Genomic DNA, 14,886 nt, shown 5'->3' with positions numbered 1-14,886 from the left:
AGTTACTCTCCTTTCAAGTGCTGATCGCTTTCTTCCAACCATTGACTTAGTTCCTGTTTCGAAACGTTTAAATAATTTGCTTCAATAATTAAATCCGTGAATCTTTTTTTGATTTTTTGAATTTGATATTCATTACGTAGTTCTGTATCGATTTTTTTCACGTAGGTTCCTTTTCCTTTAACCGTGATGATAACCTCTTGTGCTTCTAGTAATTTATAGGCTTTACTGACCGTATTAGGATTCATCATAAGCTGACGAGCCATCTCTCTAACGGAAGGAAGGCGATCGCCTGACTGCAGTAAACCGCTTAAAATATCTTCTTTGATTCCTAGCATAAGTTGCTCATAATAAGGTTTACTACTTGTTTTATCAATAGAAACCATAGATATCTCCTTTCTAAAAATCTGTTTGTTGTGTACTAGTATACATAGTACAGTTCAGGTTGTAAACATTATTTCAGAAATTTTGTTAAAATAAAGGGGAAGTTTAAGAAATAGAGGCAATTGTTTGGAGGAAAAAGGATGAAGCAAAGGTGTTCCTGGGCAGAAGGTAACGAGAAAATGAAAATCTATCATGATACGATCTGGGGAGTTCCTCTGTATGATGATCAGCGCTTGTTTAGAAAACTGATTTTGGACATTCATCAAGCTGGACTAAGTTGGCAAACTATTTTAAATAAAGAAGATCATTTTGATAAGGCTTTTGACTATTTTGATGTAAAAAAAGTCGCTGCTTACGATGAAAGAAAGATTGAAGAACTGTTAGATAACCAAGGAATTATCCGTAACCGCAGAAAAATCGAAGCGACCATTCATAATGCTCAAAAAGTTATTGAACTTCAAAAAGAATTCGGTACTTTTTCAAATTATTTATGGGCGTTCAATGAACACAATGTTTTAAAGAATACTTATCGTGATCAAATAGAAATTCCAACCACAAATGATTTATCGGATAGGATCACGAAGGATTTGAAGAAAAGAGGGTTTAAGTTCGTTGGTAGCACAATCATCTATGCTTTTTTGGAAGCTGTCGGTGTTATCAATGATCATGTGACGACTTGCTTTCGATATGAAGAAATAGAATAAAAATAGTCTAAGCCAAAATTGAATCTTGATTTGGCCTAGACTATTTTTTCTAGAAAAGCAAGTAGAAACAACTAAGCAAATCAATGTTCAACAGTAAATATCCCCTATATAATTAAAATCAACAAAACTTTTAGAAAAGTGAGGAAAAAATGATGGTGAGTGCTAAGCGATTGGGTATGAATACTATGTTTTTATTTATTGTAGGGTGGCTGATTCTAGGGTTTTCTATGCAAACAAGCGCGGTAGAAACTGGTTCCAACGCAACTGAAACGCAAGAACTATCAAGTATACAAAATAATGAACCACAAACTGAGAGTAGTAGTGTAGAACCGATTCAAGCTACCGACTCTTCGGCTGAGGAGATCAGTACCGAAAAACAATTAGAGCAACAGGCAGTTGTAAAAGCAACAAAAGAGTATGATTCTGAATTATTAACAGATGTGCATCTTTCAGATATCGCAAACAATCCGATCCATCGCGTAAAAAATAGTGATAAATTCAAAGTCAATTATTCCTTTTATTTACCTGATGAAGCGCAAGCGGGGGATGAGTTGATTGTTGAATTGCCTTTGATTTTACAGATGGTCAACTATAGTGATTTTCCAATACTCAATGAGAATGGCGAAAAGATCGGTGTAGCAAAAATCGATCGTTCAACGAATAAAGTTACTGTGACGTTTAATCAGTATGTGACAGATCACAATTCAATCAACGGACAATTCTTTTTCTGGGTGAAGTTGGTGAATGATCAGATAGTAGAGGGAGTCAATCCGATACCACTACCTGTCAATGGCGCGACAAGTAATCTTGACCTTACAATAACTAAAACTAGCGGTGTAAGCACTGGGCTTACAAACCCAACAACTATTTTTAAGAGCGGAAAATTTGATTCAGTCGATCCTAAAAAAATCAATTGGACGATCACGATCAATAATTCAGCACAAAATCTATTAAAGCCCATCATCTATGATCAATTAGGTGCAGGACAAGAATTGCTTAGTGATACATTCAGTGTCAACTATCGTGATACAGATAAAAAAAGTTTAAAAAAGTATGTGCTTCCAAGTAAAATTCCGGGCGATTTAACAAAAGTAGAACTAGCTCCCAGCGGTTTTACGCTATTTTTGGAAAGTCTAGGGAGCTATAGTGAGGATAACGGGTATATTTCTGCAGTTATTAATTACAGCACAAGAGTCACCGATCCAACTATAAAATCCGTCAATAGTGCCAATACTTTAGCTGAGGATGGCACGAAGCAGTCAAGGAACGCTAGCTTAACAAATTATGCAAATGGTGGTATCGGTAACGGAGATGTAAATCAGTCTATAGATGTTATCACAGACAAAATCGATGAGGCAGATAGTCTGGATTTAGATGAATTCACTGATTCCTCTAGCCAGAAACTATTAGAGGCTAAAGAAAGTGCACAAACTGTTGTTGATGATGAAAATGCAACGATCAGTGATTTAGAGACTGCTACAGAAAATTTAGTCAACCAGCTGGTAACTTCAAAAGAGATAGCTCAACCAACGGACATCCAAGAATTAGAAACGTTCATCGAACAAAATGAATCTCTAAAAGAAAAAGATTATACGCCTGAAACATGGACAACTTGGATCAATAAAAAAACAGAAGCCGTTAACCTGATTCAAGTGGTGAAAGAATCGCCTAAATCAATTAGTAGAAATGAAGTCATACAAATGACACAAGATTTGAAGTCGGCAAGAGCGAATCTAGTCGAAGCTATTTTACCATCAGAAACTAGTGAATCAGAGTCCTCCAGCGAGACGGCAAACACAGAAATCATCACGTCAGCTCAACTAAGTGGCAATGGCAGTAGCAATGTAAATAATACCCCCTTAAAAAATCAACAACGCTTACTAAAAACTGGTGAAACACATTCAAACATGTTTCGTTTAATGGGTTTACTCTTATTATTTTTGGCAGCTTGGCTAGTAGTAAGAAACGAGCGCGTTGAAAAATAAATGCTCAGAATTTATCTTGTCTTTCTCCAAAAACTTTTGTATAATCAACCTAATTTAAAGCAAAAGGAGAACGGATGACCATAAAACAACTCATTCAAGAAAAGTTAACAGCGCATGAAGTTAACCTTATTAATTCATTAAAAGAAAAAAATCGAACATTATATTCGCTTGATTATAAACTGGATTTAAGTTTTTTCACGCTCACTAATGGAAAAGTGCATCATTTATTATGTTGGAATGAAGAGGAATTAATTGGTTATGCAGCGCTAATTAATTTTGATCCCGAGGAACTAGAGATAACTCAGATTGTCACTCCAGATCGAGAGCTTCTCAATAAAATGAATGAGACTATCTTGATGTTTGCCCAAAGGCGAAAAATCAAGAAAATCTTATTGATCACTGATCGAAGTGATTCTTTTTTTACAGCATATGTTAACGATACGAATAGGTACAATTATATTTTTTCAGAGTATTCGATGATTTTGGCCGTAGATAAATTTACTCCAACCCCTTCTGATGTTGTTTTAGAACCAGCAAAAAAAGCGGATGCTAAAATGATTGCTTCACTAGAAACATACGAATCAAATGAAGAGGTTCTATCTCTAGACTCAGATGATTTGAAAAAAACGTTTGTCTTAAGAAGAAATAAGCAAATAATCGCAAGTATTAGAGTAGAAAATGAAGAACATTCTTATGGGATCTACGGATTTGTTGTAAGAGCCGATTTTCGCGGACAAGGAATCGGTAGAAAAATAATGAGTCAACTCATTCAACAACTACTAGAAAAGCGAGCAGAAACAGTTTATTTAGAAGTTGAATCAACGAATGATGCAGCAGTACATCTTTATCGATCCATAGGCTTTGAGGAGCAGACGTTATTTGATTATTACGTCTATGAACTATCGAATAAGAACGTATAAAAATAAGCGATGAACGAGAGAAGAGAATCCTTCATCATTGTTCATCGCCTATTTTATTAAGCAACTGTTGATTGCCCCTGCCAAGGTAAAATAAGTATAGCATATCTAGCTGAAAGTTCCAAAAATCAGCGGTCTAAAGCTTTTTTTAAGGTGTAAAGAAAAAACTCTTTACAGCTTGCTTAAAATCTGGTAAACTAACATTTGTGATTAAGTTAATGGAGGTGTAATATATAAAATGTCAGTAAAAATTCGTTTAAAACGCATGGGTTCTAAAAAGAGTCCTTTTTACCGTATTGTAGTCGCAGATTCTCGTTCTCCTCGTGATGGACGTTTCATCGAAACTGTTGGAACTTACAATCCTTTAAAAGATCCTGCAGAAGTAGTTTTAAAAGAAGATTTAGTTTTAGACTGGTTGTCTAAAGGTGCTCAACCTTCAGATACTGTTCGTAACATCCTTTCAAAAGAAGGCGTTATGAAAAAACACCACGAAGCTAAACTTGAAAAGAAATAAGGTGACCGATGATGACAGATGTGAAAGAGTTAGTCTTAACTATCGTTCGCCCATTAGTCAGTCAACCTGAGCTAGTCAAATTAGAAATAGAAGAATCTGATGTTTTTCTAGAGTACAATTTGACTGTATCGCCTGAAGATATTGGTCGTATCATTGGCAAGCAGGGACGTGTTGCTAAAGCAATTCGGACCATTGTTTATAGTGTACGTGTGGATGGGCCGAAAAAAGTTCGTTTGAATATCGTAGATGGTAAATAGCACAAAGTAAAGCACTCGAAAATCCGAGTGCTTTTTTGTCTATTTTGACGAATGCCTAAAGAGCGGTTACTATGAACTAAGATAAGGATCAAGAATGGAGGAGAGATAAGTGAGTGATTTAAAAAGTTATCAAGAACAACTATTGCAAGGCCTTGAGGAATATTTGCGCAAACTGAATTAGCAGCAGGTGATATTTTTGTGCTTGGCTGTAGCAGCAGTGAAGTCACAGGGGGCGTCATTGGTAAAAATTCTAATTTAGAAATCGGCGAAATGATTGTTTCATTGATCAAAGATATTTTAGATAAAAAGGGAATTCATCTAGCTGTACAAGGCTGTGAACACATCAATCGTTCACTCGTTGTTGAAAAGGCACTTGTCAAACACCATCAGTTTGAAATTGTTTCGGTTGTACCTGCGCTTCATGCAGGAGGTGCTGCGGCAGTTGCTGCTTTTAAACTATTCCAAGATCCTGTCGTTATAGAAAAAATCACGGCACAAGGTGGCATAGATATTGGTGATACATCGATCGGTATGCATATCCAGCATGTCCAAGTTCCAGTCCGTACCTCAATCAAAGAAATCGGTGGGGCACATACCACTTATTTACGTACACGACCTAAGTTAATTGGTGGAATTCGTGCGGTTTATGAATAAAAATGGCAAGATAACCTGTGAATTGATCGGGTATCTTGCCATTTTTTTGTCTCTCAAAGTCTTCTAATGTCAAAGCCAGGTAAATGAAAACAAATCTTATTTACTATTGATCCTGTTTAGCTATTATTTTTAGCCATAAAAATTCCCCTTTTTTTATCAAGAATAGAAATAGTACCAGTAAAACGGACCTTGGGCAATAACATTTCAATGAAGTTTAACAAATTATCAGCTTTTTTACAGATACACGTAATTATTGAGAAAACGAACTACTAAAAGAGTGTAAAATGAAAGAATAAATAAAAATAATAAAAAATTGAAAATCATTCGTTAGTTTCACGAGCTGACCTCTAGGAAAATGAACATTGACTTTGCAAAATAGCATACTCTCAAGTTTTCAAGAGGATGGGAAAGTACGCTCAGCTTTTAAATAAAAAGGAGGGGTTATTTTGGTTAGAAAAAAAGTATATAAAAAACAACATATTTTAGCAGCCGCACGTGACCTATTAACAGAGAAAGGTTTCGCGGCTATCACAGCGCGAAATGTAGCAGATCATATGGGGATTTCAACACAACCCATTTATCTTGAATTTAAAAATATGGAAGAGTTGAAGTTAACGCTATTGAATAGTATACACGAGTTTTTAGACACTGAATTCTTTTCTAAAAGGCAAACCTCAAATAACCTAGCAAATTTCGGCTTAAACTATATTGATTTTGCGAAGTCAAATACTAAGCTGTATCAATTCTTATTTGTCGACCATCATTCCTATGGACAAGAGTTGCAGAAATTATCTTTTGATTCATTTCGGAACGTTATTCAAGACGATGAGATGTATGCTGCCGTGTCAAAGGAACAGCTAGAAAAACTTCATATGCGTTTATGGATATTGGCTACTGGAATGGCCTCACTCAGCATTTCAGGAATAATAAACTTATCGCAAGAGCAATTGATTTCAGCATTCGAAGCGATTAAATAGCTCTTTAGGAAAGATTAAATTCCGAATAAATGTAAGGGGAAAATCTCGGATAGAACCAAAAGACTGTCAGCTTATAATCCAAACTTTGTTTTGTTTGGATTATAAGCTGACAGTCTTTTTTGTAATCAATTTATTCAAATAGCCTGAGGTATGAAGTCAATTGTGCATAAATCATTATAATGAAAGTGGATCGTTGCTTGAATTCGTCCGTCATCAATTAATTTTTGCGCAGTGTCTTTTACGTCTTCTTGGTCAAATTGCTGAAAATTGATTACATTTGCTACAAAGTGAGGGGATTTCCGGTTGGAAGCCTCAAGAATGAGCGTTTCAATTTGTGGATTAAACGTCACTAGCTTTCACCTCTTTTGTTAACAGTACCACTTTATCATCAAAATGGATAGTTATTCAGTGTTAAATGAAGATACGGAAAGAAAATCTTTCACAATTCATATTATTTAAATCTTTATTCATCGCAAGAAAAGATACTGGAATCTTTCAAAATTGTGATTTCTTTATCGGAGTCAGCAGCTAATTTTTTTAATTCAAAAATGTTCTTTTTTTCAAAGTGGTGATTCCAGACAAACATCATTTTCAATAAATGAAGTGTAGGCTTATAATGAGCGGTTTCTTTTTTTGTGATTTGTTTGATAAAGCGACTGGAAATTCGATAAACTCGAGTGAAATAAGAGGGGAGCAGTAATAAAACGATGTCTGCCTCATCTATTGCTGGTTTGATCCACTCTTTAGTGGTAGTCCCCTCGATGATCCAATTTTCTTTTGTTAAAATAGTCTGTAGTTGTTTGGCAGATTCTGCTTCTGTGTAATGTCGGTCTCCGGTAGGTTGACGATTCCAAATAAGATTATCTAGTTCATAGTAGGGAATCTTATTTTTAACGGACAACTGTTTAGCAAACGTTGTTTTTCCGCTACCGACCGGTCCTGTGATTAAGATTTTTTTCACTGTTTCACTCCTGATCTGAAAGAAAAAAGAATGGCATTGAATCACCATTCTTACTAATAATTTATTTTTTGCTTCTTGTAAAATATTGATTTTTTCAATTCGAATATCTTTTTTAGGTTTATCTTGTTCGCCAGTTTCAACGGAGGCGATTTTATCAACAACGTCCATACCTTTGATCACTTGACCGAATACGGCATGATTAGATTGGGGTTTTGCTTTATAAGCATGGTCTAAAAATGGAGTTCCACCTTTTTTGTAGGCTTCGATGATCTTATCAGGATATTCATCTTTCAAAAGTCCATCAGAAACATCTTGGCTGTTTTGAACGATAAAGAATTGGCTGCCATTTGTGTTTGGACCAGCATTTGCCATTGAAAGAGCGCCACGAATATTATATAACTGATTGCTAAACTCATCATCAAATGGTTCATTCCAAATACTTTCTCCACCAGTACCGTCACCTTTAGGATCGCCACTTTGGATCATGAAATCTTTGATTACACGATGGAAAGTCACATTATTATAATACCCATCTTTGGCATGTGTCATAAAGTTTTCAACGGTTTTTGGTGCTTGTTTAGGAAATAGTTTGATTTCAATTGTTCCTTCTGTTGTGACCATTTCAACTAAATCTTCATCTTCACTGACTGTATCTGATAATTGAGGCAAATCTAAAGCATTTAAATCAACCGATTCAGAAGATTTTGTTTCAGTTGAAGAGGTAGCAGAAGAATCTGCCGCTTTTTCCTTAGTAGGTCCACAAGCTGCAAATAATACTAATGTAGCTAAAAGAGCTGTTGCAGCAGTGATTTTTTTTGTTTTCATAAAGTTAAGTCTTCCTTTCAAAAATAGTTACATCTAATCATAACAAATCCTCTTTAGAACTGCTAGCCAAAACGGAAATTTTTTAAGATTCATAAAAGGTGTAGACCACTTTTTCTTATTCTGCTATAATGAAAATGGATACATTATAATCAATACAAATCTTAGGAGGCAACAATAATGGGAAAATTAGGTATTTCGATTTATCCAGAACGTTCAACTTTTGAAAAGGACAAAGCGTATCTAGACTTAGCACATAAATATGGTTTTAAACGTGTTTTTACAAGTTTGCTTCAAATTACAGAAGACAAAGAAAAGGTATTAGCAGAGTTTAAAAAAGTTGTTGATTATGCCAATAGTCTTGGAATGGAAATCATGGTGGATATCAATCCTGCCTTATTTGAACAATTAGAAATCTCTTATGATGACTTATCATTTTTTGATGAGATGGGTGCGTATGGTGTACGTTTAGATGTTGGTTTTACTGGAGCCGAAGAAGCCAAAATGACTCGTAACCCATATGGAATCAAGATCGAAATCAATATGAGTACTGGAACAAGTTATGTTGATAATATTATGAGTTATTCACCGAATACAGATAATCTATTAGGTTCTCATAATTTCTATCCTCACCGTTATTCTGGTTTAGGATATGATCATTTTGTCTTTTGTTCTGAAAAATTCAGAAAATATAACTTAAACACAATGGCATTTGTGAATTCTCATGATGCAACGTTTGGACCGTGGCCAACACAAGATGGTTTATGTTCGCTAGAAGATCATCGTGATCTAGAAATCGCTACTCAAGTGAAACATTTAGTGTTGACAGGCTTGATCGACGATATCTTAGTTGGAAATGCTTATGCATCAGAAGCAGAACTTAAAGCAATGGCGGAAGCGTTTAATGCCGAATATCCTTCTGTCAAAGTGGATGTCGCTCAAGATATTACAGATGATGAAAGAGAAGTATTATTCACAAGTCTACATTCTTATCGTGGTGACCGTTCAGAGTATATTTTACGCTCTACTATGACGCGTATTCATTTTAAAGATCGTGCGTTTCCAGCTCATAATACAAAAGATATGACAAAAGGAGATGTATTGATTGATAACGTTGATTATGGTCAGTATAAAGGCGAAACCCAAATCGCATTAAAAGAAATGAAAAATGACGGACGAGTGAATGTTGTAGGTCGTATTTCTGAGGATGAGTTATTCTTATTAGACTTCTTAAAACCTTGGTCTAGTTTTAAATTGATTGAAAATAAATAATAAAATAAGTGTAAGATCAAGTGAAAGGAACGAACCCTTTTACTTGATCTTATTTTTTCTTTCTTAAGATCTCTTCTAAACCATTTAAAAGCAGTCCCCTTTCGTTAAAATAGAAAGAAAACGAGGTGTTTCAATGGAAAAAGAGTTGTGTCTGTTATTAGCAAAACTTCAAGGAATTGCACAAACAGGAAAAAAATATGGGAAAGATCTTTTCGATCAAGAACGCTACGAAGAACTATCGCAAGTAACCAAGCAATTAATGACCTTAATGTATCCGAATCTATCCAATCATGAGTTAGTAATGCTAATTGATCAAGATGAAGGTTATGCAACACCAAAAGTAGATATTCGAGCGGTCGTCTTTAATCAAGAGGGCAAATTATTATTAGTAAAAGAAAAAAGTGATAACAGCTGGTCATTGCCTGGCGGATGGGCTGATATTGGTTATTCACCAAAAGAAATCGCTGAAAAGGAAACTTTAGAAGAAGCAGGTTTAACGGTCACAGCAAAGAGAGTGATTGCTGTATTGGACAAATCAAAACATGACTTTCCGCCAACCTTGACGTATGTCTATAAGTTCTTTATTCGATGTGAAGCTCAAAGTCAAGCATTAGCCACAGGTGTCGAAACGAATGATGTAGGATACTTTTCACTACAAGAGATTTATTTACTTTCTCTTTCTAAACACCGAAATATTATCGACAATTTTGAAATGATTTTTGCCGATTACCAAAACGAAAAAAAGACAATGATTTGTGATTAAGATTGCGAAAATCCCAATAAAACATTATACTATTTAAGAATTTGAAAAATTAGTATTATTTAGTGTGTTTGATTTAAGACAGATACATTGTTCAAATAATACTATTATATGGGGAGCAGTCGGATGAATCGTATTGTAAAAATTTTGATAGCTATTGTAGTGTTGGTCATAATTGTGTTAACAGGAGCAGGGATGTATTTCTATAATTATGCAGTTGTTCCATCGCAAAAAGATTTTCTAGCAGGAGATACACCTGGTACAGATGTTGAAGCGAAAACACCACAGGAAAAATGGTTTAAAGACAAAAAGAATCGAGCGTATTGGACGTTGACATCAAACGACGATTTAAAACTTAAAGCAATCTATTTACCTGCTGAAGAAAAAACAGATAAAAATGTTATTATGGCTCATGGTTATATGGGCAGTGCTGAGACAATGGCCAGTTTTGCTAAAATGTATCATGATTGGGGATATAATGTGTTGGTCCCAGATGCTAGAGGACATGGAGAAAGTGAAGGCAATTATATTGGTTTTGGTTGGCCAGAGCGAAAAGATTACCTTCAATGGATCGATAAAGTGATAGCCGAAAATGGCAAAGATGCGCAAATTACTTTATACGGAATCAGTATGGGTGGTGCTACAGTCATGATGACTAGTGGTGAAAAACTACCGAAAAATGTTAAAGCAATTGTTGAAGACTGTGGCTATTCGACCGTAAATGAAGAATTAGCGTATCAGTTAAAAGATATGTTTAATCTACCAGCGTTTCCGTTGGTGCCAGTGACTAGCTTGATCACTAAAATTCGCGCAGGCTATTTCTTTGGAGAAGCAAGTTCTGTTGCGCAATTGAAAAAAAATAAAGTTCCAATGCTGTTTATCCATGGAGATGCGGATAAATTTGTTCCATTTGAAATGTTAGATGAAGTCTATAATGCAACGAATGTACCAAAAGAAAAATTTGTTGTAAAAGGTGCTGCGCATGCTAAAGCGTATACTGTTGATCCTGAAGCCTATAAAGCGAAAGTCGAAAGCTTTTTAACAAAATATGTAGATTAACGATTATCGTCATCCAGTTTAATAAGCTGGTGACGATTTTTTAAAGCAGAAAAGTTCTATTATTTTGGAATGAACGTTCAGTTAAAAAGAATTCTCACTAATTTTACTATACATTTGTTAGAATTCTTTGATATGATAATAAAAAGAAATGAGGTAAAATAGATGGAAGAACAAGTAATTGACTATCTGCATTACTTACAAATAGAACGAGGTCTTTCTCTCAATACGAGAAAAAGCTATGAGCGAGACTTACATAAATATTTAACTTTTCTCATAGAGCAAAAAGTCGACTCTTGGCAGCTGGTCGATCGCTACATCATTATGGAATATCTGCAAATACTGCATAATGATAATAGCTCATCAGCAACAATTATCCGAATGATTTCAAGTTTAAGAGGCTTTCACCAATTTTTAAGACAAGAACGAATAATGGATCACGATCCAATGCAGCATATTGATTCACCAAAAAAAGCTCAGAAGCTTCCAAGTACGCTTTCAGTTGAAGAAGTTACTTTATTGATCGAGACACCTGATACCACAAAACCTTTAGGGATAAGAAACCGAACAATTTTAGAAGTCATGTATGCAACTGGTTTGCGAGTGAGTGAATTAGTGGACCTGAAAATTGGCGATTTACACTTAGCAATGGGATTACTCCAAACCATTGGTAAAGGAGATAAAGAACGCATCATTCCTTTGGGGGATTATGCCATTCAATGGATCGAAAAATACTTAGAAGAAGCACGACCTGTTTTGATTAAAAAGAATCAAAATGAAACGCATTTGTTTGTCAACCATCATGGCAAACCATTGTCACGTCAAGGGGTTTGGAAAAACTTAAAACAAATCGTTCAAGCGGCTGGGATCAATAAGAATATTACCCCTCATACATTGCGGCATAGTTTTGCAACACATTTATTAGAAAATGGTGCTGATTTGAGAATTGTGCAGGAGCTTTTGGGGCATGCTGATATTTCTACGACTCAAATTTACACACATATTACTAAACAGCGAATGGCGGATGTGTACAAACAACACTTTCCAAGAGCCTAACTTGAAAAAAACGGAAGAGAGAAGGTGAAATCATGTTAACGTATTACCGAAAAGAGCAGCGGAAAATTGCGATGGGATTGTTGAGTTTCCATCAAAAATTGACCGAATACCAGTCACTATTGAAAGAAATAGACATGTATGAAACGGAAGCTGATTTGCATTTACTTTTTTGGATACCAGCAGGAGAACAAAACATCCAAGGGATTGTGGGAATTGAAGTAGAAACTTCTGAGGCGATGATCATACATGATATATCAATCAATCCTTCTTTCAGAGGTGAAAAAGTTGGCTTTGATATATTAAATGAAGTGGTAGAATTGTATCCTGAAATGAAAATTTATGGAACCTTAGCCACCTCAGCTTATTTATCTAAATGGAAAGAACACAAATCATGAATTTTATGGTAAACTAAAGAGTTGAAAAAGAAAGTTGGATGAACTTGCAGGAAATTAATGTAAAATTAGATGTATTCGAAGGACCGCTGGATCTTCTTTTACATTTAATCCAAAAATTGGAGATAGATATTTATGATATCCCGATTGCTGCAGTGACGGAACAGTATATGAACTATATTCATACGATGAAAACGTTGGAGCTGGAGATTGCTGGAGAATATATTGTCATGGCAGCAACCTTAATGCAATTAAAAGCAAGATGCTTTTGCCAAAACAAGAGTTGGAAATGACAGAAGACGATGAGATTCTTGATGGCGAAGACCCGCGTGATGCATTAGTTGCTCAATTGTTAGAATACCGTAAATTTAAATATGCAGCAGGTCTTTTACATGAAAAAGAATCTGAAAGAAGTCTTTATTATACGAAAGAACCAATGGATATTGATGAGTATAAGGACGACAATCCTTTGCTTACGCCGAATCAATTAAATACGATTGATTTATTCTTGGCATTTCATGCAATGTTAGAAAAGAAAAAAAGCCGGCAACCGGTTGAGACAACGGTTACAGGTGATGATGTCTCAATTGAAGAGAAAATTACAGTCATTACTCAAAGAATGAGGCATATCGACCGTGATACACCAATTGATTTTGAATCCTTTTTCACTTCATATTCTAAACAAGAAGTTGTGACTACTTTTATGGCTTTGCTGGAATTGATGAAAAAGGGGTTGTTCACGTCGAACAAGAAGATAATTATGGCACTATTTTGTTATATAATACGTCTGAAGAAATTGAATCAAGTACGGAGGAAACAGCGTGACCACAGTCAGTCAAATCGAAGCGATTCTATTTGTTGTTGGTGAAGAAGGAATCGGTTTAGAAGAATTATCTTATTTACTAGAATTATCCACTGCCAAAACATATGAAGCCTTGACCGCTTTAAAAGAACGCTATGCGTCAGATAAACAAGCAGCATTAAATATTTTAGAAGTCGGGAATCATTTTGTCCTATCTACGAAAAAAGTATTTGCACCATTATTGAAAAAGTATGCTCAATCGCCCATTTCGAATTCTTTATCTCAAGCAGCTCTTGAGACCTTGTCGATCGTTGCATATAAGCAGCCAATTTCAAGAGTAGAAGTAGATGAAATCAGAGGGGTGCAGTCAGCAGGTTCTATGCAAAAATTAGTTGCACGTCAATTGATTGAAGAAAAAGGACGTGTAGACGGCCCTGGTAGAGCTATCTTATATGGAACTACAGCGTATTTTATGGATTATTTTGGGTTAAAATCATTAGAAGAGTTGCCAGATATCCATCAAATGGAAGAAGAAATCGCAGAAGAGTTACCTTTAGACCTCTTTTTCGACCGCTACAAAGAATTAAATGAAGAAGAACCAACAACGGACATAGATGAAGCGGAGGAAGAAAAATAGATGGAAAGACTTCAAAAAGTTATTGCTCATGCAGGGATTGCATCGCGCAGAAAAGCAGAAGAATATATTATCAACGGACGTGTGAAAGTAAATGGAAAAATCATTCGCGAATTAGGCACACAAGTTGGTAAAAATGATAAGGTTGAAGTAGATGATGTACCAATCTATAAAGAAGAGTATGGTTATTATTTATTCTATAAACCTAAAGGAGTTATTTCTGCTGTCTCTGATGACAAGGGCAGAAAAGTCGTTACAGACTTTTTTTCACATATTAAAGAACGAATTTATCCTGTCGGCAGATTGGATTATGACACTTCAGGACTGTTACTATTAACAAACGATGGTGAATTTTCTCAAAAGTTGACGCATCCGAGTCATGAAATCGATAAAGTTTACGTAGCAAAAGTCAAAGGTTTGGCTAAAAAACATGACTTACTTCCATTAACGAAAGGCATGAAAATCGAAGGCTATAAAACCGCTCCAGCTGCTTTTGAAATTATTTCTGTAGATCTTAAAACCAATACTAGTATTGTAGAATTAACGATTCATGAAGGACGCAACCATCAAGTGAAAAAAATGCTACAAGCTGTGGGTTACCCAGTTCAAAAGTTGAAGAGAGAAAGATACGGCGACCTAACCCTAAAAGGATTACGTCCCGGTGAATATCGTAATCTAAATAAAAAAGAGATCAGTGTTTTAATGAATCAATCAAAATAAATGTTTAGTGTGGGTGAAAATG

16 protein-coding genes and 2 pseudogenes are annotated in these 14,886 nt (G+C 35.3%); 15 read left to right on the top strand and 3 right to left on the bottom strand.

Annotated elements, in window-relative coordinates:
• Positions 1-2 precede the first annotated feature (2 nt).
• The gene (locus tag V192_RS0103755; RefSeq protein ID WP_025869011.1) at positions 3-383 is read right to left on the bottom strand and encodes a GntR family transcriptional regulator; all 381 of its coding nucleotides are present in this window, start codon (positions 381-383) and stop codon (positions 3-5) included.
• Positions 384-521: 138 nt separating this feature from the next.
• On the opposite strand from V192_RS0103755, the gene V192_RS0103750 reads away from it, so the two are divergent.
• The 7 genes from V192_RS0103750 (at position 522) to V192_RS0103720 (ending at position 6,389) form a co-directional block, all read left to right on the top strand.
• Positions 522-1,085 carry a DNA-3-methyladenine glycosylase I gene (locus V192_RS0103750; protein WP_025869010.1) on the top strand — a complete coding sequence of 188 codons (564 nt, stop codon included), beginning with the start codon at positions 522-524 and terminating at the stop codon, positions 1,083-1,085.
• A 149-nt stretch (positions 1,086-1,234) separates the two neighbouring features.
• Positions 1,235-3,070 (top strand): Ig-like domain-containing protein, encoded by a 1,836-nt coding sequence (locus V192_RS0103745; RefSeq protein ID WP_029948113.1) that lies wholly within the window; start codon positions 1,235-1,237, stop codon positions 3,068-3,070.
• A 74-nt stretch (positions 3,071-3,144) separates the two neighbouring features.
• Positions 3,145-3,990 (top strand): GNAT family N-acetyltransferase, encoded by an 846-nt coding sequence (locus V192_RS0103740; RefSeq protein WP_025869008.1) that lies wholly within the window; start codon positions 3,145-3,147, stop codon positions 3,988-3,990.
• Positions 3,991-4,225: 235 nt separating this feature from the next.
• On the top strand, positions 4,226-4,501 hold the full coding sequence (gene rpsP / locus V192_RS0103735) for a 30S ribosomal protein S16 (protein ID WP_010761445.1): 276 nt from the start codon (positions 4,226-4,228) through the stop codon (positions 4,499-4,501).
• Positions 4,502-4,512: 11 nt separating this feature from the next.
• Positions 4,513-4,758: a KH domain-containing protein gene (locus V192_RS0103730; protein ID WP_010761444.1), complete on the top strand. Its 246-nt coding sequence runs from the start codon at positions 4,513-4,515 to the stop codon at positions 4,756-4,758.
• Positions 4,759-4,917: 159 nt separating this feature from the next.
• On the top strand, positions 4,918-5,412 hold the full coding sequence (locus V192_RS0103725) for a TIGR01440 family protein (RefSeq protein ID WP_051581923.1): 495 nt from the start codon (positions 4,918-4,920) through the stop codon (positions 5,410-5,412).
• Between the two features lie 446 nt (positions 5,413-5,858).
• Positions 5,859-6,389, top strand: a complete 531-nt coding sequence (locus V192_RS0103720; RefSeq protein ID WP_025869006.1) for a TetR/AcrR family transcriptional regulator — start codon at positions 5,859-5,861, stop codon at positions 6,387-6,389.
• Between the two features lie 134 nt (positions 6,390-6,523).
• Here V192_RS0103720 and V192_RS0103715 read toward each other — a convergent pair whose 3' ends face one another.
• Both V192_RS0103715 and V192_RS0103710 read right to left on the bottom strand, forming a co-directional pair.
• Entirely contained in the window at positions 6,524-6,739 is a 216-nt protein-coding gene (locus V192_RS0103715) for a hypothetical protein (protein ID WP_025869005.1), read from the bottom strand.
• A gap of 671 nt (positions 6,740-7,410) precedes the next feature.
• Positions 7,411-8,175 (bottom strand): annotated as a pseudogene (locus tag V192_RS0103710) (peptidylprolyl isomerase); the annotation flags it as partial.
• 177 nt (positions 8,176-8,352) lie between these two features.
• Here V192_RS0103710 and V192_RS0103705 point away from each other — a divergent pair.
• The 8 genes and pseudogenes from V192_RS0103705 to V192_RS0103670 all read left to right on the top strand — a co-directional run bounded on the left by V192_RS0103705 (position 8,353) and on the right by V192_RS0103670 (position 14,864).
• Positions 8,353-9,444: a DUF871 domain-containing protein gene (locus V192_RS0103705; protein WP_025869003.1), complete on the top strand. Its 1,092-nt coding sequence runs from the start codon at positions 8,353-8,355 to the stop codon at positions 9,442-9,444.
• 133 nt (positions 9,445-9,577) lie between these two features.
• Positions 9,578-10,207, top strand: a complete 630-nt coding sequence (locus tag V192_RS0103700; RefSeq protein ID WP_025869002.1) for an NUDIX hydrolase N-terminal domain-containing protein — start codon at positions 9,578-9,580, stop codon at positions 10,205-10,207.
• 123 nt (positions 10,208-10,330) lie between these two features.
• Positions 10,331-11,263 (top strand): alpha/beta hydrolase, encoded by a 933-nt coding sequence (locus V192_RS0103695; RefSeq protein ID WP_025869001.1) that lies wholly within the window; start codon positions 10,331-10,333, stop codon positions 11,261-11,263.
• A 162-nt stretch (positions 11,264-11,425) separates the two neighbouring features.
• Positions 11,426-12,316 (top strand): site-specific tyrosine recombinase XerD, encoded by an 891-nt coding sequence (gene xerD / locus V192_RS0103690; RefSeq protein WP_025869000.1) that lies wholly within the window; start codon positions 11,426-11,428, stop codon positions 12,314-12,316.
• 32 nt (positions 12,317-12,348) lie between these two features.
• On the top strand, positions 12,349-12,711 hold the full coding sequence (locus V192_RS0103685; RefSeq protein WP_025868999.1) for a GNAT family N-acetyltransferase: 363 nt from the start codon (positions 12,349-12,351) through the stop codon (positions 12,709-12,711).
• 38 nt (positions 12,712-12,749) lie between these two features.
• Positions 12,750-13,576, top strand: a pseudogene (locus tag V192_RS19220) (segregation/condensation protein A).
• Positions 13,530-14,147: an SMC-Scp complex subunit ScpB gene (scpB, locus tag V192_RS0103675; protein ID WP_025868998.1), complete on the top strand. Its 618-nt coding sequence runs from the start codon at positions 13,530-13,532 to the stop codon at positions 14,145-14,147. The pseudogene V192_RS19220 and the gene scpB overlap by 47 nt, the downstream one beginning before the upstream one ends.
• Entirely contained in the window at positions 14,148-14,864 is a 717-nt protein-coding gene (locus V192_RS0103670) for a pseudouridine synthase (protein ID WP_025868997.1), read from the top strand.
• Positions 14,865-14,886 lie beyond the last annotated feature (22 nt).

Origin of the sequence: Enterococcus crotali (assembly GCF_000633635.1) — a bacterium.
Classification (GTDB): domain Bacteria; phylum Bacillota; class Bacilli; order Lactobacillales; family Enterococcaceae; genus Enterococcus_L; species Enterococcus_L crotali.
The sequence above is the reverse complement of the archived record's forward strand: the minus strand, read 5'-3'. Positions and strand labels throughout refer to the sequence as shown.